Annotated in this window: 22 protein-coding genes; 8 read left to right on the top strand and 14 right to left on the bottom strand. The window is 41.8% G+C overall.

The window, feature by feature from the left end; all coding sequences use genetic code 11:
* Positions 1–11 precede the first annotated feature (11 nt).
* The 3 genes from C8D94_RS10845 to C8D94_RS10835 form a co-directional block, all read right to left on the bottom strand.
* The gene (locus C8D94_RS10845; RefSeq protein WP_115123957.1) at positions 12–575 is read right to left on the bottom strand and encodes a hypothetical protein; all 564 of its coding nucleotides are present in this window, start codon (positions 573–575) and stop codon (positions 12–14) included.
* A gap of 169 nt (positions 576–744) precedes the next feature.
* A complete protein-coding gene (locus C8D94_RS10840) occupies positions 745–1,227 on the bottom strand; it encodes a hypothetical protein (protein WP_115123956.1) in 483 nt (160 codons plus the stop codon).
* A 97-nt stretch (positions 1,228–1,324) separates the two neighbouring features.
* Entirely contained in the window at positions 1,325–2,416 is a 1,092-nt protein-coding gene (locus C8D94_RS10835; protein WP_245946280.1) for a DUF3810 domain-containing protein, read from the bottom strand.
* A 241-nt stretch (positions 2,417–2,657) separates the two neighbouring features.
* On the opposite strand from C8D94_RS10835, the gene C8D94_RS10830 reads away from it, so the two are divergent.
* The 4 genes from C8D94_RS10830 to C8D94_RS10815 all read left to right on the top strand — a co-directional run bounded on the left by C8D94_RS10830 (position 2,658) and on the right by C8D94_RS10815 (position 7,268).
* Complete coding sequence (locus tag C8D94_RS10830; protein WP_115124051.1) at positions 2,658–4,115, top strand: aminoacyl-histidine dipeptidase; 1,458 nt, start codon at positions 2,658–2,660, stop codon at positions 4,113–4,115.
* A gap of 58 nt (positions 4,116–4,173) precedes the next feature.
* Entirely contained in the window at positions 4,174–5,364 is a 1,191-nt protein-coding gene (sucC, locus tag C8D94_RS10825) for an ADP-forming succinate--CoA ligase subunit beta (RefSeq protein ID WP_115123955.1), read from the top strand.
* Positions 5,365–5,528: 164 nt separating this feature from the next.
* A complete protein-coding gene (locus C8D94_RS10820) occupies positions 5,529–6,797 on the top strand; it encodes a hypothetical protein (RefSeq protein WP_115123954.1) in 1,269 nt (422 codons plus the stop codon).
* Positions 6,798–6,851: 54 nt separating this feature from the next.
* Positions 6,852–7,268, top strand: coding sequence for a tellurite resistance TerB family protein (locus tag C8D94_RS10815; RefSeq protein WP_115123953.1), 417 nt, complete (start codon positions 6,852–6,854; stop codon positions 7,266–7,268).
* Here the strand turns inward: C8D94_RS10815 and C8D94_RS10810 are convergent.
* The gene (locus tag C8D94_RS10810) at positions 7,265–8,554 is read right to left on the bottom strand and encodes a DUF2254 domain-containing protein (protein WP_115123952.1); all 1,290 of its coding nucleotides are present in this window, start codon (positions 8,552–8,554) and stop codon (positions 7,265–7,267) included. The genes C8D94_RS10815 and C8D94_RS10810 overlap by 4 nt on opposite strands.
* 207 nt (positions 8,555–8,761) lie before the next feature.
* Here C8D94_RS10810 and C8D94_RS10805 point away from each other — a divergent pair, with 207 nt between their 5' ends.
* Complete coding sequence (locus C8D94_RS10805; RefSeq protein WP_115123951.1) at positions 8,762–9,187, top strand: Hsp20/alpha crystallin family protein; 426 nt, start codon at positions 8,762–8,764, stop codon at positions 9,185–9,187.
* An 83-nt stretch (positions 9,188–9,270) separates the two neighbouring features.
* On the opposite strand, the gene rluF is transcribed toward C8D94_RS10805, so the two are convergent.
* Entirely contained in the window at positions 9,271–10,068 is a 798-nt protein-coding gene (gene rluF / locus C8D94_RS10800) for a 23S rRNA pseudouridine(2604) synthase RluF (protein WP_115123950.1), read from the bottom strand.
* A gap of 99 nt (positions 10,069–10,167) precedes the next feature.
* On the opposite strand from rluF, the gene C8D94_RS10795 reads away from it, so the two are divergent.
* Complete coding sequence (locus tag C8D94_RS10795; protein ID WP_115123949.1) at positions 10,168–11,694, top strand: GH3 family domain-containing protein; 1,527 nt, start codon at positions 10,168–10,170, stop codon at positions 11,692–11,694.
* A 23-nt stretch (positions 11,695–11,717) separates the two neighbouring features.
* On the opposite strand, the gene C8D94_RS10790 is transcribed toward C8D94_RS10795, so the two are convergent.
* The 3 genes from C8D94_RS10790 to C8D94_RS10780 form a co-directional block, all read right to left on the bottom strand.
* Complete coding sequence (locus tag C8D94_RS10790; RefSeq protein ID WP_394340215.1) at positions 11,718–12,332, bottom strand: hypothetical protein; 615 nt, start codon at positions 12,330–12,332, stop codon at positions 11,718–11,720.
* A 17-nt stretch (positions 12,333–12,349) separates the two neighbouring features.
* Positions 12,350–14,353: an excinuclease ABC subunit UvrB gene (gene uvrB, locus C8D94_RS10785; protein ID WP_115123947.1), complete on the bottom strand. Its 2,004-nt coding sequence runs from the start codon at positions 14,351–14,353 to the stop codon at positions 12,350–12,352.
* Between the two features lie 187 nt (positions 14,354–14,540).
* On the bottom strand, positions 14,541–15,077 hold the full coding sequence (locus C8D94_RS10780; RefSeq protein ID WP_115123946.1) for a DUF3124 domain-containing protein: 537 nt from the start codon (positions 15,075–15,077) through the stop codon (positions 14,541–14,543).
* 237 nt (positions 15,078–15,314) lie between these two features.
* Here C8D94_RS10780 and C8D94_RS10775 point away from each other — a divergent pair, with 237 nt between their 5' ends.
* Together C8D94_RS10775 and C8D94_RS10770 are read left to right on the top strand one after the other, a co-directional pair.
* Positions 15,315–15,626 (top strand): phosphoribosylpyrophosphate synthetase, encoded by a 312-nt coding sequence (locus C8D94_RS10775; protein WP_115123945.1) that lies wholly within the window; start codon positions 15,315–15,317, stop codon positions 15,624–15,626.
* Positions 15,619–15,954 carry a tRNA-binding protein gene (locus C8D94_RS10770; protein ID WP_115123944.1) on the top strand — a complete coding sequence of 112 codons (336 nt, stop codon included), beginning with the start codon at positions 15,619–15,621 and terminating at the stop codon, positions 15,952–15,954. Before C8D94_RS10775 ends, C8D94_RS10770 begins: the two co-directional genes overlap by 8 nt.
* On the opposite strand, the gene C8D94_RS10765 is transcribed toward C8D94_RS10770, so the two are convergent.
* The 6 genes from C8D94_RS10765 to C8D94_RS10740 form a co-directional block, all read right to left on the bottom strand.
* The gene (locus C8D94_RS10765; protein ID WP_115123943.1) at positions 15,955–16,770 is read right to left on the bottom strand and encodes a hypothetical protein; all 816 of its coding nucleotides are present in this window, start codon (positions 16,768–16,770) and stop codon (positions 15,955–15,957) included. It abuts the gene before it with no gap.
* Positions 16,771–16,773: 3 nt separating this feature from the next.
* Positions 16,774–17,730: a hypothetical protein gene (locus C8D94_RS10760; RefSeq protein WP_147278540.1), complete on the bottom strand. Its 957-nt coding sequence runs from the start codon at positions 17,728–17,730 to the stop codon at positions 16,774–16,776.
* Between the two features lie 103 nt (positions 17,731–17,833).
* Positions 17,834–18,724 (bottom strand): DUF5694 domain-containing protein, encoded by an 891-nt coding sequence (locus C8D94_RS10755; protein WP_245946277.1) that lies wholly within the window; start codon positions 18,722–18,724, stop codon positions 17,834–17,836.
* 518 nt (positions 18,725–19,242) lie between these two features.
* Complete coding sequence (locus C8D94_RS10750; protein ID WP_115123941.1) at positions 19,243–21,117, bottom strand: mechanosensitive ion channel domain-containing protein; 1,875 nt, start codon at positions 21,115–21,117, stop codon at positions 19,243–19,245.
* A gap of 104 nt (positions 21,118–21,221) precedes the next feature.
* On the bottom strand, positions 21,222–22,838 hold the full coding sequence (locus tag C8D94_RS10745) for a SulP family inorganic anion transporter (RefSeq protein WP_115123940.1): 1,617 nt from the start codon (positions 22,836–22,838) through the stop codon (positions 21,222–21,224).
* A 110-nt stretch (positions 22,839–22,948) separates the two neighbouring features.
* A complete protein-coding gene (locus C8D94_RS10740) occupies positions 22,949–24,046 on the bottom strand; it encodes a peptidylprolyl isomerase (protein WP_115123939.1) in 1,098 nt (365 codons plus the stop codon).
* Between the last annotated feature and the right edge of the window lie 30 nt (positions 24,047–24,076).

Here is a 24,076-nt window from a genome sequence, read left to right as displayed (position 1 = left end):
TTTTAATCAATCTATTGTGGGGCTATGTTTTTTTGTTTCATTATCTCAAATATTCCTAAAGTCAGGATAGCGATAACTATACCCTGAAGGAATATTATTCCAAGTCCATATGTCAATGAATTCGTGTATTCTGGACTTCCATTTCCAGTAAGATAATCTCTATGGAAACTGGTAACAATAATTACGTAGCGCTCAAAATAAAATCCACTTTTCATTACTAAAGTGACTAAAAGCACGAACCAAAATTTTCTCCTTAATTTTCTAATCAATAAAGTGAAAGGTAAAATCAAAGCAGATAAAAACATGACCCAATAAGCCCAAGCATATAGTCCAGTAGCTCTGTTGACAAATGCATATTCATCTGGATTTTCAGTTGTTGCCATTCCAATTAGATAGAAAGTCCACGTGGTTATTGTGTAGAAAACAATGATCCAGCAAATTAAATTCAACACTTTTTTTGTTTCAAACCGGTTTTTAAAAATCAGTTCGACAAGAATCAATGTCAGAATTATTGGAATCAGACAGAAAATCAGATTTGTATCAATTAGTTCAATAACCCTTTTATATATCTCCATTTATTGTTTTTCGCAGGTCGCTCCTCAAAATTGTGCACAGCGGTTTAGTAAAAGGTTCCGTTGCGGAACCTTAAGACGAAGTTACGTAGATTTTCCCGCATTGCCCGCCCGCGAGTCGTATCCGATTAGGATACGCAGAGCAATGGACCTTTTGCTTTGTTATGTGTAGTTATTTTGTCCGATAGACAGAATAAAATTTTTTCGAGTTACCTAATTCTTTCATTTTAGATTTAAAAAATTCAATAATCAGTTGTCTGTTTTGATTTGTCTCGGAAAGCATATCTAATCCCTTTTCGTTGAGAATTATAAACGAAGAGAAAAATTCATTTTCTGTTTCAGTTCCACTAGCCGAAATATTATAAACTTCATCACCATCTATCAAATTAATATTCTCCCAAACTAATTGTGGGACGTTTACTTGATATCTTCCCGCTAAAGTCATGTCCCATTTACCAAAATTATCATACATCAATTGCATAGAGTTATTGGCTGACCTAATTTTGTAAAACCGAAGCTCGTTAGATATTATTGTATCATTTTGTTGTACAATCGGTACTTGAATAACTTCATATTCAACTTTTTGATTTAAGGAATTGCTTGATTTACAACTTAAAATCAAAAATATAATTAAAAAGAACAATATTTTTTTCATAATTACACATAACTAGTTATATCACAACATTTATCATAGGTATCCCAGGCATTTCTTAGGCTAAAAATACCAAAACCTGCTTGGTTTAAAAAACACCCTAAAAAGGTTCCTCCTCAAAATAATTTACCACCAGCGCTACCATATAGCTATAGCTCATAATGCCCTTGGACTGGTTGTTGGCCTTTAAAAACTGGTCCCAAAAGGCCTTGGAGAACGTTTCAAAAGGGTTTTGGTAGCTGTCCCAAAACTCTCGCATCTCGCGGTAGCTTTCCAAAATACCAAAATTTATGGTGGGCAACAGCTCCTCGTACAGTGCCATATCCCTTCGTGCCAGCTCGTTTACACAGTACCGTAGCGCAAAGATGTAGCCAGAGTATTTTATATAGGTATTATCATTATTTAGCGTGGCGAGGGTAGCGATAAAATTGGCCTCATTCTCGGCGGCATAGCCTATCTGGTGTGCTTGTTCGTGACAGCTCACCACAGGAAATTTGTAGGTTTTTATCAAGTTGTTTACCTGTGCCTCTCCCGAAAATGGATTGTAATACCCACTATAGCCCATATACGTAAGTCCTAGGCTCCACCCACTTTTTTTTATGCTCTTGGGATGGTACGCAAGTTGTGGGAATTGGCCCTCAAGGTTTTTGTAGCCGTTGTCGCTCATGGCAAACACCTCCTGTTGGGAGTAGGGGAGATCAATCTTGGTACTGTCCCTATAGCCCAGTTCGCGGTGCAGTGCGTTGGATTTTGCAATAAGGCGTTTGGTGGTGGCCAGGAGTTGCTCGGTGGTATAATCACGTTCCAGTCCCAAAGTTTTGTGCAAGGGCATCCGGTAGTAGTTAAACCCCCATAACAAGTTGAAAAAGAAATATACCAGCGAGACGGTAGCGGCAATATCTACCACAAACTTTACGGGCTCGTACCGCAATCTTTTAACATTTTTATACAGCCACCGTAGGGCCAGCAGCCCAATGAGGATATAAAAAATATCGCCTATGGAAAACGGTATCCACCCAAACAGGTACCTGTTGATTGTTGAGAGGATAGGAAACAAGCCTTGGCTGTAGTAGGTTTCTACAAATTCAGGAAAATAGCGCAACAACTTAATACCATAAAACTGAAGTGGGAGCAATACGGCAAGAATTACCTTGGTGCGCTGCCCGGTAAAGAATTTTGAAAATCTACTCAACGATTATTTTTTTGATAGGATTAGTGTATCGGTCATCAAATTTCAGAAATTGTTCTTACTGAAAACAAAGCAATTTATACGTTCCTTGTAGCACAGTAGCCAACACAGCGCAATAGCTAAAAAACTGAAGCCACTGGCAAAGATTTAACGTGTCCGAAAAAAAACATAACTAGCTATTAGCCCTTAAAAATAGTAAAACCTTGTAACTTTGTGGGGCGAAATGTTAATAAAAAAGAAAGTAATGAACGAAGCCATAAGAAACCTTGAACCCAAAGCCGTTTGGAACAAATTTGCCGACCTTAACGCAGTGCCAAGACCCTCTAAAAAGGAGGAACGCGTCATTGCATTTATGAAGGATTTTGGTAAAAGCTTAGGGCTGGAAACCTTAGAGGATGAGGTGGGTAATGTAATTATTCGCAAACCCGCCACCAAGGGAATGGAGGACCGTACCCCCATCGTGATGCAGAGCCACTTGGATATGGTGCACCAAAAGAACAACGACACCGAGTTCGATTTCGATACCCAAGGAATTGAAATGTACGTAGATGGAGATTGGGTGCGCGCAAAGGGAACCACCTTGGGAGCCGACAATGGTTTGGGCGTAGCGACCATTATGGCGATTCTTGAAAGTGACAATATTCCCCATCCAGATCTTGAAGCCCTCTTCACCATAGACGAGGAAACAGGAATGACAGGAGCCATGGGTTTAAAGGGCGGCATACTACAAGGCGATATTTTATTGAACCTCGATACCGAAGAAGATGACGAGATAGGCGTAGGCTGTGCCGGTGGTGTAGATATCACCGCTACAAAACATTACAAAGAGGAAACCGTTCCCGATGAGGCTGTAACCTACACCTTAACCGTAAAAGGTTTACAGGGCGGGCATAGCGGGATGGACATCATAAAAGGACTGGGCAATGCCAACAAAATGATGAACCGTGTTCTATACGCATGCCAGGATATCATCAAAATTGCAAGTATCAAGGGAGGAAGCCTGCGTAACGCCATCCCACGGGAAAGCGTTGCCACCATTGTAGTGGAAAATTTAAACGACAATGCATTTAAGGCAGAGTGGAAGCAAATAGCAACAGCTATTAAAGAAGAGTACAAAGAACTGGAAGAAGACCTAGAGATCGTGGTGGAAAAAGCTTCGGAAGCTGCTGATAAGGTTATGGTAAAGACTGACCAAACCAAGTTTTTACAATCGATGTACGCTGCCCATAACGGGGTGTACCGTATGAGTCCCGCCATAGAGGATTTGGTGGAGACCTCAAATAACATCGCAAAGGTTTCGGTTAAAGAAGGAAGCATTAAAATTGAATGTCTTACACGCTCCTCGGTAAATTCTTCAAAATTGGATCTGGCAAATACGCTCGAGTCTGTTTTTCATCTTGGCGGTTTCGATGTTGCTTTTTCTGGCGAATATCCCGGTTGGGCACCCAATATGGAGAGCCCTATCCTAAAAGTGCTGGACAACCTGTACCAAAAATTGCATGGCGAGAAAGCGCACGTTGCAGCTTGCCATGCTGGATTGGAATGTGGTATTTTAGGGCAAAACTATCCACAGATGGATATGATTTCCTTTGGCCCCACCATTAAGGGAGCACATTCGCCCGATGAACGCGCGAGTATTTCCTCCACACAAAAGTTCTGGAAATTTGTAAAAGAAATTTTGAAGGAAATTCCGAAGAAATAACCATAAACCTCAGACAATTTGTATTTTTGTTCCGCTTAAAAAACAGAAACATCCTATTATGAACTTACACGAATATCAAGGAAAAGAAATTTTGAACAGTTTTGGCGTTGAGATACAGCGCGGGATTGTTGCCATAACCCCCGAAGAAGCTGTTGAAGCTGCCAAAAAGCTTACCGAAGAAACAGGGACCGGATGGCACGTAATTAAAGCACAGGTACACGCAGGTGGCCGTGGTAAGGGCGGCGGTGTAAAGCTGGCAAAAAATATCCAGGAAGTAAAGGATATCGCTGGTGAGATCATTGGGATGAACCTTGTAACCCCACAAACAAGTGCCGAAGGTAAAAAAGTACACCAAGTACTGGTTGCTGAAGATGTATACTACCCTGGCGATAGCGAACCCGAAGAATATTACATGAGCGTACTGTTGAATCGTTCAACGGGAAAAAACATGATTATGTACTCTACCGAAGGCGGAATGGACATAGAGACCGTTGCCGAAGAGACTCCACATTTAATCTTCCATGAAGAAGTAGACCCAGCCGTGGGGCTTATGCCGTTCCAGGCAAGACGAGTAGCCTTTAACCTCGGGTTGAGCGGGCAGGCGTTCAAGCAAATGACCAAGTTTGTTACTGCTTTGTATAAAGCGTACGTAAATAGCGATTCTTCTCTGTTCGAGATCAACCCCGTATTGAAAACAAGTGACGATAAGATTATTGCCGTAGATGCAAAAGTGACCATAGACGACAATGCACTGTTCCGCCATAAGGATTACGCAGCAATGCGCGATGTACGTGAGGAAAACGCAACCGAAGTTGAGGCGAAGGCCGTGGGGCTAAGCTACGTAGACCTTGACGGAAACGTAGGTTGTATGGTAAACGGAGCAGGATTGGCAATGGCCACGATGGACCTCATTAAACAAGCAGGTGGTGAACCCGCAAACTTCTTGGACGTGGGAGGTACCGCAGATGCTGAACGTGTAGAGACCGCTTTTAACTTAATCTTGAAGGACCCTAATGTAAAAGCCATCTTGGTAAACATTTTTGGAGGAATTGTTCGTTGCGACCGTGTGGCACAGGGAATTGTAGATGCCTACAAAAACATCGGGACTATAGATATCCCAATTATCGTAAGACTACAAGGGACCAATGCAGATATTGCAAAGGAACTCATCGATAACAGCGGATTGGATGTACAGAGTGCCGTTCAGTTTCAGGAAGCTGCCGATAAGGTACAGGAAGTGCTGTCTTAAGCATACTTTCAAAAAATATATAAGACAAGCCTTGGTTTCCCAAGGCTTTTTTTGTGAGGTGTTTTTCCCTCTTTAACAAGGGGTAAACAACTGTATTTTAGTGTATTAGTGTGTTTTTATGTGTTTCTGGATTATTTTTATGAAAGTATTTCAATACAATAGCCATGAAAACATTTGTAACCCTATTTTTTGTGCTTTCCGTATTTCAGTTCTCCATATCGCAGGAAACCACCGAGGTTCCGCAGGACAGTGCCTTGGAAGCGGCAGTGGAAAAAATTGTAGAAAATGAATATGTGCGCATCCCAAAAAAAGATTTTGATTCCATCATAGAAAACCGGATCGCAAACGAGGTAAACGATAAGTTCAACTTTCTCATTGCGATCCTAGGGGGTGTCTTTGGGGTGCTTTCCATTTTTTCATTGGTACAGACCAATAGGTCCAAGAACATGTTGAAGGAACACATAGAGGCGCAAATGGGTGCGTTCAAGAATGAAACTAAGATGGCATTAGAGGAAAGCGTAAACAGTACTATTGATTCTAAAATGGACCAACTCAATTTAAAGATGGAGAATGAGGACATCAAGATTAAAAAAGAGTTGGAGGAGGTAAGGGGTGAGGTAGAGCTCAAGTTGCAATCTGTAGAGTTCAAGAATGAACAGACCGTAAATCAAGTTGCCAGGGCAGAGGAGTACATTACCAATATAGAGATAGATGACCTTGAGGCAAAGCTCAAGAAAAACGAATTAGTATATGGAATAGAAGAGCAAACCACAAAACTACTCGAGGAGATACACCAATCAGAAAAACACAAAAAAAGGCTTCCGTTGTTATTGAGCCATTTTGTATCTTATTTGTACAATAGGAACAAAAACGAGAGCGACACCGTATTGCTTTCCCTGATCGAAAAATACGAAAAGAGTAACGAGCTCCATTACAGTACGTATGTGAACGGAGGTCTCACGGCGTTCAACAAGTATCTCCGCTATGGTTCAGCTAGGAAAGAGCGCGAACGGGCATTGCAATATCTTGACAAATCATTGGATATACAGGATACATACGGAGTGGCCCTTGCGCTAAAACTTCAGATATTTATGATAGACCTAAAACGTGCTATAGATGAAGAGTCCCGCAAAAAAGCAATACATAATGCAAAAAAAGTAATAGTAGATATTGTTACGAGTGCCTCTATGGCTCCTTCCTATGAAACGGTTTATAGATTTGCCAAAGATTACAAAATGCCACAACAACGCGAATTTATTGATGCCCTCTCAACTTATTTTGAACCCCAATTGCGAGAAATGCTCGATAAGGCAAATAAGCACGCAGCCAAATTAAAAGCAAAACCTTTCCAGCTTTCCGATTTTACCCCCATACCTCCAGAAGATAGCAAAGGTATTCCCGGTGCTACGGAAACAAAAGACTCAGACACTTAACTCAAACCATAAAATTCAATTGCGATTACTGCCCTATTTTGTTATTTTTGGGGTATGGCCAATAACCCATTTATCAACAAAGAAGACCAAAAATCACTTTTGAGCGATTTAATCCTCATGGCCAAGGCAGACGAGAAAATAACCCAGGGAGAATACGACTTTATCCACCGCATCGCAGAGCGTATGGGAATTTCAGAAAAAGAGGTTAGGGAGTTGTACCATAACCCAGTATCCACTAAAAAATCTTTTACCGAATTAGAGCGCATAACCCATTTCCACAAAATGGTGCTCATGATGAACGTGGACGGGGAGACCCACCAAAAAGAAATAGCCTTTTTGAGGGGTTTCGGGCTAGAACTGGGATTGCGTCCCGGTGTGGTAAATCAAGTATTGGGGGAAATGGAGCAATATGAACACAAAATAATCCCTCCAGAACGGTTGCTTCAAATCTTCAATACCTATTACAATTAACCTTGAACGAGTCTTTCTATTCGTGTCCAGTCCTTTTTGTTGGCCATGGCACTTTTGGCATCCTCTACCAATAACTCCATTTCGCTCTTAATGGCTTCTTTGTAATCTTTGGTGTAGTAATCTTGCATGTGATACAGGTAGTCCAGCATTGAGATCAGTTTTTCTACGATAATGGGATCGTGTTTGCAATAGGTGCGTAATGAAGCCATATTGTTGTACAAAAGATCATCAAAATTCACGGTGGCAATTTTTACGAGAGCCTTTCCGTCTTTTGCGATAATGCCACTATCGCTTTTCTGGATGCGCAGTGCAAACAGTTCGGTTAAATAATCGATGGCATTGATAGCGGTGCCGGGATCGTTCACACCAGGCGACATAGCCTTTACGGCAATTTCGGTAATCTGTTTAAAGGCAAGTATATAGTTGTCTTCCACAAATTCACCCCGTGCAAAGTTTATATCGCTCAAAAGTTTGTTTACGGTCTCCTCATCAAGTTTCTTTTCAGATTTTATAAAAGGCTTGTTTTTCAACACAAAAAACCCCTTTGGGATGGTAAAGTACAACCTGGTTTCATTCTCAAGGGCAATGGTAACCACATTTTTCAGGGAAATATTCTGAAAATACCCACTGCTTTTAGCTGAGTATTCAAACCAGTTTTTAGTATCTGGAAAGCTGTTCACCACATCTTGATCTTTTTCCTGCTCCTTATCAATAATGAGGTGTAATCTTCTTTTGGATTTGTCGTAAATCTTGTCCAGTATGTTGTTTATCTGTATGCTCTGCGACATGTTATGGATAAAATACACAAAAGCCCCCAAACAAGCGAAGGTGGCCAGGATTCCCAAGAGTATCGAAAGTCCCGGTAGGGTATATTTTTCGTCATCCGGCTCGATAGAAAATAATGTAAATACCAAGTAGATTATGGTGGAAAGGTAGGCCCCAAGTATAAGTTGGTTCTTTTTATCACTTATAAGCCCTGGTAGTAAGCGGGGAGAAAAGTTGCTCGACGCCTGGCTCAACAACAGCATCACCATAGAAAAACTGAACACCATCATCGAGATGATTCCCCCAATGCAAGCGCTCATGATGGTAAGCACGGTATCCCCATCCTCGAGCATAAGTTGAGGTGCCCTTTCCAGAAGCACTCTAGAAACTTTAGACTCTTCGAGCCAAGCCATTCCAAACGCTAGGATAAAACCCACAAACGCCATAACGGTAGGATAAAAGGCTATTTTCCCTTGTATGGTGTTGAAAAAGGTCTTGAGGCGGACGTAGATTTTTTTCATATAACCCGTTTTTTGGTGGTAACGAAGTTACGAGGTTATGGCAGTATTTTTCTTAAAATAGAATTAAATGAACATTATTTACTGAAAGCACGTCAAAAAGGCATACAGATTTAAATAAATAACGCCAAAAAGGCAGTAAATAAAACTTGGAACTTTTTTTGACCTGTATGCTAAAAATTAAACGAACACAATAAAAAATTAATAGATATGAATTTAGTTAAATTAAACAACCAACTGTTTCCATCCTTTATCGATGGACTCTTTACTGAAAATAGACTGGATGTACCTAATTATGAAAAATTTAGCATTCCTGCTGTAAATATCTCAGAAAAAAACACGAATTTTGTTATAGAAATATGTATCCCCGGTATTTCAAAAGAAGATGTGACTATCGAGATCGATAAAAACATCCTGAAAGTTTCTTCACAAACCAATGATGAAACCCTTGCCGAGGACACCACAAAGTTCACACGTAAGGAGTTTGATTTTAAAAACTTTGAAAGAAGTTTTACCTTACCCAAAACAATTGATACTGAAAATATTAGTGCTAGGCACGAGCTTGGCATACTGTCTATCTCACTTCCCAAAAAAGAAGAAGAGAAGGCAGTGAAGAAAATGGTTGAGATTTCATAATTGAAATTTAATTTGGTTAGTTAGTTGAAAATGCCGCATCCTACTCAATCGGGGTGCGGCTCTTTTTTTTGGGGTATATCCAACTAGCTGTTGTTTCGGCCTCTTCGACGCTTTCCGGTAGCCCCCTTTTTTTCTACCCTATCTACATAAGAACTGTTGTCCGATCCCTTCACCAAATCCTGAAGGCCCTTTAGTTCCTTTTCGGTTAAATCACGCCATTTTCCAATGGGTAGATTACCTAGTTCAATATTCATGATGCGGGTGCGTTTCAGCTCGAGCACATCATACCCAAAATAATCGCACATACGCCTAATTTGCCTATTGAGTCCTTGTATGAGCACGATCCTAAAGACAAACCGGCTCAATTGCTCAACCTCGCAACGCTTTGTTGTGGTTTCTAATTCTGCCAAAGGCACACCATTGCCCATTCTACGTATAAACTCTTTTGTTATAGGGCGATCTACTTTTACGATGTATTCCTTTTCATGCTTGTTTCCAGCACGCAAAATCTTGTTCACGATATCACCATCGTTGGTCATCAACAACAATCCCTCGCTGGGTTTGTCCAAGCGGCCCACGTGGAAAATACGTTCCTTGTGGCCTATAAAATCTACCACGTTTCCTTCTACACGCTGGTCCGTAGTACAGGTAATTCCCACGGGTTTGTTCAGCGCTATGTAAACCAAGTTGTTGTTTTCGGTTAGCAGCTTACCGTCCACCCGTATCTCATCATCGGGCATGGCGCGGTCGCCAAGACTTACGGGCTTTCCGTTAAGGGTAACCCTGCCTTGCTCAATTAAGGTATCCGCTTGCCTTCGCGAGCAGTAACCGCTATCGCTTATGGCTTTGTTCAATCGGGTAGAATCTGGATGGTGGCTCATACTGCAAAAGTACTGAAATGAATAGAACCGTTAAACTTCATTTAAACCTAACCCTACTGCTGAAAGAATATCTTAATTTTAACATCAAAAGGAAAAACCATGGCCATTCTAGGATCTATCATAAAGGGAGCAATAGATTTACGGGACAGTATCGTTTCAGAATCCTCCCCCATTGAAGAGCAACAAAAAATCTTGAAAAAACTGCTCGAAACCGCAAGAGATACTGCATTTGGAAAATATTATGGGTTCTCAAAAATTCTGGAACCCGAAGACTTCCAAACACAGTTTTCTGAAAAAGTCCCATACTTCGATTACCACCAAATGAAAGCCGACTGGTGGGACCGGACCATTGAAGGTCTCGAGGACATTACCTGGCCCGGGAAACCATCTTATTTTGCCCTGAGCAGTGGTACCACGGGAAAAACCAGCAAACGCATTCCCGTAACCGATGAAATGATAGAGGCCATACGCACCACGGGCATAAAACAAGTGGGTGCACTGGCAAACTTTGACCTCCCGACCGATTTTTTTGAAAAGGAAATCATGATGCTGGGAAGCTCTACAGACCTGAACGAGCGTGACGAATTTCTCGAAGGCGAGATAAGCGGTATCTCTGCCAGTAATATTCCGTTTTGGTTCCGTGGGTACTACAAGCCCGGAGAGGAAATAGCAAAGATTGACGATTGGGACAAACGCGTGGCCACTATTGCCAAACGGGCAAAGGAGTGGGACATTGGTGCCTTGAGTGGTATCCCTTCCTGGATGGAGTTGATGATGAAGGAAGTCATAAAGTATCATGATGCTGAAACGATACACGACGTTTGGCCTAACTTACAGGTTTTTACAAGTGGCGGGGTAGCATTTCAACCCTACGAAAAAAGCTTCAGGCAGCTCTGCGGAAAAGAGGTTACGGTAATTGACACTTATCTGGCTTCCGAAGGTTTTATAGCATTTCAGCAAAGACCTGAAACAACTTCTATGAAATTGGTAACGGACAACGGGATATATTTCGAGTTCGTTCCCTTTAAGCCCGAATACATCGAGGAAGACGGTTCGCTCTCTCAAGATGCGCCGGCACTTACCCTTGCTGAAGTGGAAGAGGATACAGATTATGTGCTTATCATTTCCACTGTTTCGGGAGCGTGGCGTTATTTAATTGGCGACACCATTGCTTTTACCGATGTTGAAAAAGCCGAAATCAAGATCACCGGACGTACCAAATTCTTTTTGAATGTCGTGGGCTCCCAGCTTTCCGTAAACAAAATGGAAACCGCCCTGCGCGAGATGGAGGAACAGTTCGATATCAAGATTCCTGAATTTACCCTCGCTGCCGTAAAGATCGATGGGGAGTTCCATCACCACTGGTATCTGGGCACCGAAGCTACTGTTCCGGCAACAAAACTGGCCGAAGCCCTTGATAGTACTTTACAAGAAGCCAATAAAAATTACAAAGTGGCGCGTGGAAAATCTTTAAAAGGAGTAAAGGTTACCACCGTCCCGCCCAATGTATTTTACGAATGGAGCGGCGCCAACAAGAAGAAAGGCGGACAGGTAAAGATGGAACGGGTTATGGGTGAAGAGAAATTTGCAGATTGGGAAGCGTTTGTAAAAGAGGAGCTGGAGTAATATTTTTAGGCATTAGCTATTAGCTACTGTTTTTGTTCTATTAAATGCATCACCTCCTCTGGGGACATGTAGAGTTTGCGGAGTTTTGCTTTGTACCTTTCAGAAAAGCTGGCATTGTCGAGGATAAAGTTCTTCGTTTTTAAGATGTATTCTCCCATCCCGTGGTTAATGGCATAGGTGTCGGCCGCACGCTCCACTTCCTTGATATGTGCACCACTAAAGAGATACTTAATCCCAAAGATAATCATCCCTACACCCGTCCTGTCACGGTAATCCATAATATGTCCCAGTTCGTGCCCCAACCAACCTATGATGACATCGCTGGGGATGTCCTTTAAAGTGAAGCTCTCATCTTCAATTTGAATCTTTCGGCTTATCAAGATAATATAGCTCCTGTTCTCCTTGCTCCTAAAAATACTGCCAAACGTGGGCTGTGCCTGCATGGTAGATTTCCTGATGTTGTTCTTATACTTGAACTCGATTTCGGTATCCTTTAATTCTGGATAATAGGAGAGGGCCGTAAGTGCTTCGGCTCTTATATCTTCGGGAATTATTTTGTTGGATTGGTCAATTTGGGAAGTAGCGATCATACAGGCAGAAAAGTACAAAATAGCAACTATGTAGCGTGTTAAGGGCATACTAAATATTTTTGCTTTCAAGATTGAACGTTTTCCAATTGGCCCTGCAAGCTCTTTATCTTATCCCTTAGTTTGGCGGCCATCATAAAGTCGAGCTCTTTTGCTGCCTTTTCCATCTCTTTACGGGTATCCCTTATTTTTTTCTCTATTTGTGGTTTTGTAAGGTATTCAGTTTCAGGTTCTGCGGCTAGACTTTCGGCAGTATCAAAGGTATAGCGCTCGGTTTTCTTTTTGGTGAGTGCGTTTTCAAAACTCTTCTTTATTGCCTTTGGGGTGAGATTGTGCTCTTTATTATAGGCAATTTGTTTTTCCCTTCTGTAATTGGTGCCATCTATGGTTGCTTGCATGCTTCGGGTAATCTTATCGGCATACATAATTGCCTTTCCGTTAATGTGGCGTGCGGCACGTCCCACCGTTTGCGTTAGCGAACGGTTGCTGCGAAGGAAACCTTCCTTATCTGCATCCAAAATGGCCACGAGTGAAACCTCTGGCAAGTCCAATCCTTCCCTCAACAGGTTCACCCCAACCAAAACATCAAATATACCAAGACGGAGATCCTGCATAATCTCCACACGTTCCAAGGTGTCCACGTCGCTATGGATATAACGACAGCGTATGTTTACACGGCTAAGGTACTTGGTGAGTTCTTCGGCCATTCGCTTGGTGAGTGTGGTCACCAGCACACGCTCGTCTTTCTCTACACGCTGCTGGATCTCTTCCAACAAGTCGTCTATCTGGTTCAAACTTGGACGTACTTCAATAGGCGGGTCCAATAGTCCAGTGGGCCTTATAATCTGCTCTACATATACCCCACCACTTTTTTCCAGTTCATAATCTGCTGGGGTTGCACTTACATAGATCACTTGATTTTGTAGGGTTTCAAACTCTTCAAACTTCAATGGGCGGTTGTCCATTGCGGCGGGTAACCTAAAGCCGTACTCCACCAGGTTTTCCTTTCGGGAACGGTCACCACCATACATGGCACCCACTTGAGGGATGGATACATGGCTCTCGTCCACCAACATTAAATAATCGTCCGGAAAATAATCCAGCAAGCAGAAAGGTCTCGTACCTGGCAATCGCTGGTCCAAGTAACGTGAGTAATTTTCAATACCGCTGCAATAGCCCAGTTCGCGTATCATTTCCAGATCGAAATTGGTACGTTCGTCCAATCGTTTTGCCTCAAGATGTTTTCCTATCTCCTTAAAATAGTCTACTTGTTTCACGAGGTCGTCCTGAATGTTCCTAATAGCACCCTGCAAGACATCTGGTGAGGTAACAAACATATTTGCGGGATAAATATTCAGGCGGTCGTATTTTTCAATAATCTCGTTGGTTTGTGGATTGAAAGCTTCGATATCTTCAATCTCGTCGCCAAAAAAGTGGATTCGGAAGGCGTCATCTGCATAGCCAGGGTACACATCTACGGTGTCTCCTTTTATGCGGAACCTTCCGTTGGAAAATTCTGCTTCGGTACGCGAATAAAGGCTTTGTACCAGCCTATGGAGTAATTTGGTGCGTGCCAGAATTTGCCCTTTTTGGAGGCTTATAACGTTTTTCTGAAATTCAACAGGATTACCAATACCGTACAGGCAAGAAACCGAAGCGACCACGAGTACATCCCGTCTTCCCGAGAGTAGGGAAGAGGTGGTGCTCAATCGCAATTTCTCGATATCCTCGTTAATGGAAAGGTCTTTTTCAATATAGGTGCCGCTACTGGGGATAAAGGCTTCGGGCTGGTAGTAGTCGTAATAAGAGACAAAATATTCCACCGCATTGTCTGGAAAAAATTGTTTGAACTCACTGTACAGCTGTGCCGCCAAGGTTTTGTTGTGTGCCAATACCAAGGTAGGTTTTTGCACGCTCTCCACCACATTGGCCGCAGTAAAGGTTTTACCACTCCCCGTAACCCCTAGTAGGGTTTGGTATTTTTCTCCTCCCTCAATGCCGCTTACCAATGATTGTATGGCCTGGGGCTGGTCTCCAGTAGGTTTAAAATCTGATTTGATCTTGAATTTCATAGCTGCACAAAGATAAGGAAACTAGGGGGTATGAAAATTTATAGAAACCTTAAAATAGTTTCCTTTTGCTTCGGAAATAGGATCGCTCTTCAAACTTCAGCTTCGATCGATTTTATTGTGTTACGTCAGTGTCTTTTTTTGAAAGAATTTCAGCAGGGATATCGCAAAAAATATTCTTTATAAGCAGTTATTCAATGCGCTTTGCCTGTGTGGTAAAGGAGAGCCCCTGTTGTCCCATGGTAGAGTTCATAACGCCCTCAAACAATGGTTCGGGGGACTTGTGGGGTTTGTTCCATTCAAAGATAAAGTTGGCTCCGGTGCCTCCGGTAATATCCAGCTCGTCAATCACAATGTCTGTAGTTTCCAGTGGAGCTAGATAAATGGGGTTTTTAAAATAGTTTCGGATAGACCTTCCGTGGGAGTCGAAATATTCGGCCCGTAAAATATAAATGGTGTCCTCCTCGCTGGTGTTTCTCATGCTCACCATGGCCGTTAGGTTGTGTGTGGTATGTTCAGAAAGGCTATAGATCTGTGAATAGATGGAAAGATAGGATTTGCCATACTCGAGCGAGTCCACTTGGCTCATATTGGCCATTCGTTTGGACCAATTTTCGGGGTTAACGGAGCTTATTTGTTTTTCGGTCTCACATCCAAAAAGCAGGCCTATTGTGAGCAAGGGTATAAAATATAATTTTTTCAGGATGGGAAATACAGAGAAAAGCATTGTGATGTTTTTAATGTTGCTGAAAACTAATTTTATGTGTCGTGCTTAAAGATACATTGTTTTTTAAATTTCTGCACTTATTGTTAAGCCTAAATGTGTCATGGTTTTTGAGATCATGCAAAACTATTTTTATATCTCAGCTTTTATCCGAATGCCTATAAGAGTAAACTATTAAACATATTATAAAAATTTGAAAGTCTCTCATAGCCTGTGTATCTTTATGGAAAACCAATTAGTATGAAAAAAGGATATAGTTCGCTCTCTGTAGCGATAGAAAACTTGCAAGACGAAGGATATACGGTAGATTTTAACCTTGTTGAAGATGGAATTCAATCTAAGGGGCTCAAGAAGAAATGGAAGGCAGGAGATTGTGAGGTTGTACGTTATTTTAGGTTTGAAGGGATGACAGATCCTGGGGACAGCTCCATATTATATGCAATTGAGACTACCGATGGACAGAAAGGTTTGTTGGTGGATAATTATAGTGCCGCGGGTACCTATCTCTCCGAAGAAATGCGCAAAAAACTGAAGATTACGCATAATGAATAACCTCTCTTGGGAAGATTTTGAGAAAGTAGATATGCGGGTGGGAACTATTCTTGCGGCCGAAGATTTTCCAGAGGCCCGCAATCCCTCCTACAAACTGAAAATTGATTTTGGCCATGATATAGGAACCCTAAAATCCTCTGCACAGATCACCGAACTATACGGTCCCAAAGAACTTGTTGGGCAACAAGTAGTGGCGGTGGTAAATTTCCCAAAGAAACAAATAGGACCTTTTATGAGCGAATGCTTGGTGTTGGGAGCCGTAAATGGTAAAGAAGTAACTTTACTGAAACCTAATTTGGCAGTAAAGAACGGGCTGAAAATCTCCTGATCAATACTCCCCAAAGTCTATTTCAAGTTGTCTATTCGCTCTCACACTGTCCAGCACGATTTTTTGGACAATGGAATCGTGTGTATTGCGGTACACTGGGTGGTATCGTAACCTCCTTTTTTGGGATAGGCTGTATCTTTTCCCCCCGCCTTCAAAATAAATTTCGCCATCGGCCAGGCGCATAATGGTTACAGCAGTGGTGTCTTTTCTGGATTGTACCATCTTTCTATCGGTTTCAATAAACTGGATGGGTACTTTAAACAAACCGTCAAACCCCAATTTTTTATTGCTTATGGAATTTTTCACGGCCGTTTCACTAAAAATACTGTCTACCACAAACCTGCAGTCTTCAGGCACGGGACGAAGCCAGAAGGTAAGTGCCTCTTCAGGGTTTACAAAGCTTATCTTTTTATTTTCGGTAAAATTTCCAAAGTACACATATTCAAAATCGTATACGGCTATATATTTTTTGTAACGTGGGTCGTTGAAGATTCCTGCGTTTTTCAGAATATATTTATCAGATTTCGAAGTGATGTACACAATATCCTCAGGATTGGTATTGGATTGGAAAGCGTACAATTCTTCAACTACTTGTATAGAGTCGTTAGCGTTCACATCCCTCGCCTCACAAGGGCTGTCGCATAAAAAGTACCGTTTGTTTCCATAGGTGTTTCTATATTCACAGAGCCTGAAAACGTAGGCAGTGTATTCTGAAATAGGGATAACATCTTCAATTTTCTTGAAAACCACACTTTTGCACCCAGTAACAACACTCAGTATTATAAAAGAAATTACGATGTAGTTTATGGTTTTCATACGCTAATCTTCCGTTTTAAATTGTGACGATACTCCCGTAGCCACACGCCATCCCGCATAATAGTCTGGGTGATAAGGAAAATCTGTACTGAAATGTATAAAATCCTGAAGGTCCAGCGCGTTAAAATCGTATAACGTAATATATCCACTATACCCTTGTTGAAAGCTGGTTACGTTCAATTTCCATTGTTGCTGGTTAAAGCCAAAGGCATCTTCGTTAAAGTAGGGGATATGGTCCAGTTGCAGCTTGTCTGCTGCATCTACTGCATATTGTTGCCAGCCCGTGAATTTATGGAAGCTAAGCTCTACAAGGTCTATATATGCCTCCCTATTAAAATGTGCCGAAATGACCACCCCGCCCGTATAGAAACGATCCTCCCGATCTCCGAATAGTGACAACACCGGCCCCCCGTCGTTATAATAGGATAGTTGCCCACGCCTTGCTACGTTTACATTAAAGAAGCCCACTGTTTGCGAGGCCCTGTTCTTATCTGGGTTCATGAGCCAGTTGGATCCAACGGAAAGGGAATAACCAAAAGTATTTTGCAAGGGATTTGCCACAAAATCCGAAAAATGGTACAACGGCACAAAGCGACCTTCCAGTTCTTGGGTCGTGGTGTTGTTCTTAGCTCCAGCAGTAAAGGTAGCGTTTGCAAAAAAGTCGAAGAAGGTGGTGCGGTAATAGTTCTTGTTAAGGTTGCTACCCAGCATTCCTTTGTTGTAGAACAAGATGCCTAGGTGTACCGCTGGTAACATACCAAAATCATCTCTGGCGATGGGTACGTAATTGCCCACGCCTCCCGTTGCAGCTATCCTAAAATTAATTCCAGGGGTAGATTGTAGCTCTCCAGTGATGTTTATGCCAAACCCCAGGCGCAGATCGTCCAAAGGTTCGTTTGATTGGCAAAAGCCAGTTTGTACCATCCCCACAATAAGAAGTAATAGCGCTCTCTGCTTCATAATACCTTTAATTACTTGTTGTTTGGGAGCATCCCATGAGGGACGACTTAAAGGTACTAAAAAATAAAATGTGTATTTATTGTATTGTCATTACGATAAAACACTATTCCAAACTATCAAATTCTACGAACTCATAGTTTGGTGAGGTTTCAAAAAGATTTCTTAGAATAGCCGCGTGTCCGTTGCCCATAACGACCAGAATTCTATCTTCGGGACTCTCTGTAATGCCAATGATATTTCTAAAAATCCTAAGGTTTCTGTTATACCACCAGATGGATAGATGATCTGCCCCCTGATTGTTTTTAGACTTAAAGTTTCCGAGGAGGTAAATTCCGTAGCCGTAATTGTGCGATTCTCTCGAGTTCATATGCTTGAAATACTCTGTGAGATTCATCTTCGGGATAAGTTTATCATCGTACGCCATCCAGTTTTCAAAACCCTCCCAAAGCGGATCCTCATAGTCCCAATTAACATCTCCTGTGATACTTTTAAGAAACAGCGAATCTTTTTTGTATAAATCGCTACGTAGCGAATAAGCATTTACCTCATATAAGGTATCCACCCCCAGTTCTGTTGCGGTCCTCATTGCCAGTTGATAACGTTCGTCCCGCTTATCCCTGTGTTGTCCCTGTGCATACTCACGTAGTTTTTGGGTCGCATTCCAGTTGGCATTAGCTTCAATAGCAATTTTGGTAGGCTTAAATTTTTTGATGTAGCCAACCAGTTCAGTCACTTCAGATTTTTTTGGTTCTTTCAAAACATCTATTTGGTCTTCAGGTGTGGTTTTATGGGAATCCAGCCCCGGGTAATCAAAATGAAAAGTTCCCACGACCAGTACTTTTGTTTTCTGCTCTGGAAAGAAGTGGGATGGTGTTTTTAAAGTGTCTTTAGTACTGGTTTCTATGCTTTCAGATGAAGGGGAAGTTGTTTTTTGAGTGTTTTCAGTACAAGAGATAAAGAAGCTTAAGATACTAAGTATGATAAAATATTTCATGATTGTTTTTTCTAAAGATACTCTTTAAAAGAAAATGTTACATGTAGGATAGCTATTAGTTGTGTGTGTCAATACAAATCACCCTAAAGTGTTAAATTTTGTTAAATTGCTACTTTGTAATGCATAGTACTGTAACAAAAACAATACTGAGGCGTCTCTTTAGTAGAACCTTAAAACTATTAATTATGAGAACTTTAGACAGCAACGCATTAACAGCAAGAGTAAAAACTTCCAAGGCATATACCTGGAACAGTAAGAGACGGTATAGGTAACCTTCGGTCACCATCAATCAACCTTTAATCCGAACAGTAATGAGAAAATTATCTAACATCTTACATGGTGGGGGACTAAAAATGCAGAAATGTAGAAGGCACGGTGTTGTTAAAGAAGCCTTTCAAACCACACTGGGCCACCCACTCCTACGAAAAATAGACCTGAGGCTGCGATAGCTAGCCGGCCAAAGAACAGAAAAGCTGAATTTCCTTAATCAAGAAATTCGGCTTTTTTTATGGGGTACATTACTCTTTTTGCTGCTTCACGTTAAAGCTGGGTGCCTTATAATCCTTTGGTAAATAATTTTCAGGGATCGTACTCATGTTACCATCCCTTGCAGCACGGTAGTGGGGCGATAGTATCTCGATACCCTGCTCATTGCACACATCTTGTATGTTTTGGTGCAGGTTACTGTATATGGTGGCTTGCTTGTTCGCTTCTTTGATATAAGCGTTTATTTGGTAGGCTACGTAAAAATCCTCAAGACTGGTCTGTAGCACAAAGGGCTCGGGATTTTCTACCACGAGTTCGGTACGCTTGGCGGCCTCGATAAGAGCTGCGTGCATTTTTTTCCAGGGAACATCATACCCAATGGTTACCGTGGTGTGGATTATCAACCCTTTTTCGGGCGCATCGCTACTGTAGTTAATGGTATGGCTGCTCATTACCGTACTGTTGGGAATGGAGATAATCTCATTCTTTGGGGTCCTTACCCGTGTTACCAGCGAGGATTTTTCAATTACATCACCAAAAACCTCCCCAATCTTTACACGATCGCCAATCTTGAACAATCGCATATATGTTAACACTAATCCCGCAATAATGTTGGAAAGGGAACCGGCGGAACCAAACGTGAACAAAAAGCCTAAAAACACCGAAATTCCCTGAAAAATAGGTGAATCACTTCCTGGAATATATCCCCAGATGGAAACAATCATAAACGCAATAACCAGCACCCTTACTATTTGATACGTAGGACGCGCCCAATCTGGATAAAAACCATTTATCTTCAGGTTTCCCCGCATGATCTCCATACTCAAAAACCGAAGCCCTTTCAATACATACCTAAAAACCAGTACGATCACTATTATAGTGATAAGGTTGGGCAGATAGTTCCAGATGCTTAGCAGGATAGACTTTACAGGATTTAAAACATAGCCAAAGAGCGTATCGGCAAAATTGCGGGTCCATGGAAAAATCCCGAAGAGTATAGGAAGTGCTATATAAATAGCAAGGAGGATTACAAACCATTTAAATACTTTGTTTACCAATAGCAAGGCTGTAACTTGTCGCTTTGCGTCAAACAATGTATAGTCTTTCAGCTTAACACCCTTTATTCTTTTATCTTCTTGCTGTTCTATTTTTTTGGCGCTCCACCTAAAGAATCTAATAATATATTTTATGAGAAACCAAATCGCAACCAGCACCAAAAGTGCCAAACCAATCTCTTTGGCCAGTGTCCAGATATTTGTTTCTTCCCGGTAGTTAGTGACCGAAGTGGCTATGGCATCTCTATAGCTCACGGCCAGGGCCTCCGTAGTAGTATTCTCCCAGAGTGCATCGTTTTGTGAGACACTCATAATTATATGCTCACCGTACACGATATCCGAAGCATTTTCAGCAGTGTTTATTAGAAGTGAATCTGTTGTGAACGCAAGATTTTCGGGTAGTTTGTTTATCCTGCGTGTCACGGCGTCCGCACGTTCCTTGGCCGAAAAGCTTCCTAATTTTGTATAGATATTAAAAAGTGTGTCATCAAAAAACCCGAAAACAGGATGCCCTTTGGTAGATTTCCTCAGGGCTTCAATCTCTTTCTTTTTTTGTTCCAGCCTTTGGGTTTCATTGGCGTTCAGTGCGTTGATTTGCTCTTGGAGTTTGTTTTTCTCAGTAGGATCTGAGTTTTTTAAATCCTTGATGCGTTCTTCCAGCTCAGCTTTTTTAATGGAATCTATGAGACGCTGTCTCTCCAGGTTTTCCAGTTTTTTCTGAAAGTTATTTTGGGCAATTTCTGAAGAATCTACCGCAGCTTTTGGAACAGAGTCTGTTGCAGTGGTATCGATTTGGGCTATGCTGGTCGATATGGTTATAAACCAGATGAAAATCAGTAAGATGCGAACCATTTTTCTATTTTTTCAATATTGAAAATGAAGACGAATGTACGGTATATATCATTGCTATCTACATAACAAAACTTAAATATATAATAAAAATACTGATTAGGGGCTTACACTTCGGTATCCATCATATTGGTCACTACATGATATCGCGGATCGTCTATGGCGTCTTGGATTATTGAGCTGAACTCTGGGTTCCATTTTATGAGCATTTCCTTACAATCTGGGCTTAAGTGTGTTAGGGTTATTTTTTTTCCGGCATCTAGATATTTATTGGCAATATTGCGTAAAGCCTCTACACCAGAATGATCCGAAACTTTAGATTCAATAAAATCTATTTCAATTTTTTCAGGATCGTTGGAAACATCAAACTTACTGTTGAAGGCTGTCGTGGAACCAAAAAACAGGGGCCCCCAGATTTCGTATACTTTCGTCCCATCTTCCTTTATACGTTTGCGGGCCCTGATTCGTGTTGCACTTTTCCACGCAAACGATAGTGCGCTCATAATTACCCCAGCAATTACAGCAATGGCCAGATCCTGCCAAACCGTTATCGCTGAAACAGCAATAAGTACAATGGCATCGGTCAATGGAATTTTGTGTAATATCCTGAAACTGCTCCAAGCAAAGGTACCTATCACTACCATAAACATAACACCTACCAGCGCTGCAATGGGTATCTGTTCAATTAACGGTGCACCAAACAATACAAAGCATAGTAGGGCAACCGCTGCAATGGCGCCTGAAAGCCTGCCGCGTCCACCGGAGTTTATATTTATGATGCTTTGTCCAATCATAGCACAACCGCCCATACCTCCAAAGAGTCCGTTGAGGATGTTAGCACCACCTTGCGCCACACATTCCCGGTTTCCAGAGCCTCGGGTCTCGGTCATTTCGTCAATTAGATTCAGTGTCATTAAACTTTCAATCAACCCAACAGCAGCAAGAATAAAGGCTGTGGAGAGTATCATTCCCCAGTTATCCCCAATGGTATAGAACAGCGTGAATATTTGTTCTTGAAAAGTAGGCAATCCTCCTTGTAAACCTTCACCGCCTCCATCTCTAATAAAAGAACCTACCGTGCTCACGTCTATATTTCCGAAGATAACCAAAGCCGCTACCACTACTATTGCCGTAAGGGCCGCAGGAATTTTTTTGGTAAGCTTGGGCAAGCCGAACATAATTGCCATAGTTAAAGCTACCAGCCCTAACATTAACCAAAGACCTTTTCCTTGGAGCCATTGCATCTCGCCACCTACATTTTCTTTGAACAACCCTAACTGGGACAGGAAGATTACGATGGCCAAACCATTTACAAAGCCCATCATAACGGGGTGGGGGATAAGCCTTACAAATTTTCCCAATCTAAGTACACCGGCCAATATCTGGATGCCACCCACAAAAAGTAGGGTAATGAATAGCCATTGCAGTCCAAGATTTTCGATGGGTGTTGCGAGGGCTTCACCTACCTCATTTCCTTTGGCAATTAAATGCACCATTACCACTGCCATGGCACCGGTGGCACCAGAGATCATTCCTGGGCGTCCTCCAAAGAGCGCGGTGATAATCCCCATCATAAATGCCCCGTACAGTCCTACCAAGGGGTCTACACCTGCTACAAAGGCGAAAGCAACGGCTTCCGGCACCAAAGCAAGAGCCACGGTTAAACCTGAAAGGATATCGTTCTTAGGATTTTGGGTAAAATTCTTGATTGTTTTTTGCCACATAGTTTTTCCGCTTCAAAAAGCGGCAAAGATACTTTTTAAAAGTATAGTTCCTTGCCTATTGGGTATAAAAAAAGCCCCTATAAAGGGGCTTAAGTGTTCTGGAGAAAATTTTATTCCGCTTCGCCAATAAGTTCTACTTCAAAAATTAAATCAGCATTTGCGGGTATCCTTGGCGGATTACCACGCTCTCCATACGCCAAGTGGGACGGGATATACATGATAGCCTTCTCACCAATGGACATGGTTAACATACCTTCTCTAAATCCTTGGATTAACCTTGCTTCTGTGCTATATAATGGATTCATGGGTTGGTAAGGGTTTCGTGGATCCACGGCATTGTATTTTTCGGCAACATCTTTATAGGTTGTAAAGAATAGAGTTCCGTTAGAGAAATATCCTGTACAATTCACCAAAACCCTGTTGCCTTCTGTTGGCTTTTCGCCAGTTCCTTCTTCGGTCACTAAAATTTCAAGACCTGATTCAAGCTTTTTGGCTTCAGATCGCTTGTTGGCAAATTCGATTGCGTTTTCAGCAGCTAATTTTTGTGCGGCTTCTCTCTTGGCTTTTTCTTCAGCTTCCAGCTTATCGAGTTCTCCAGCAAAATCGGCTACATCTTGGTTACCCTTGTTTATGATGTTCACTTCGTTCATAATTACGGGATCAACGGGCTTGTCACCAGGCTTTGTGGTTGGTACTACCCCAATAGCATCAACAATGTCTTGGCCCATTACAATTTCTCCAAAAACGGTATGCTTTCCATCTAACCAAGGGGTAGGCTTTAGTGTGATAAAAAATTGGCTTCCATTGGTTGCAGGACCTGAATTTGCCATAGAAAGAATACCCTTGCTCTTATGGGTTAGGGTGTCTACAATCTCGTCCGGGAATCTATAGCCTGGGTTTCCTGTTCCATCTCCCTTTGGGTCTCCTCCTTGTATCATAAAATCCTTGATTACCCTGTGGAACGATAGTCCATTAAAATAAGGGGTATCGGCATAAGCAGAGTCTACCATAGTATTTGTGCCTTTTGCCAAGGAAACAAAATTGGCAACGGTTAGTGGTGTTGCATCGTTGTACAGTTTGGCCACAAAGGTTCCCTTGTTGGTCACAAACTCTGCATATACACCGTCTCCCAATTCTGGATATTTGTCTTCACAGGCTGTCATAACAAGGGTTACAACAAATAGAGCTAGTAATGATATTTTTTTCATTTTGTATGATTTGATTAAATTTAGGTTTCT

This window comes from Marinirhabdus gelatinilytica (assembly GCF_003353425.1).
Classification (GTDB): domain Bacteria; phylum Bacteroidota; class Bacteroidia; order Flavobacteriales; family Flavobacteriaceae; genus Marinirhabdus; species Marinirhabdus gelatinilytica.
The sequence above is the reverse complement of the archived record's forward strand: the minus strand, read 5'-3'. Positions and strand labels throughout refer to the sequence as shown.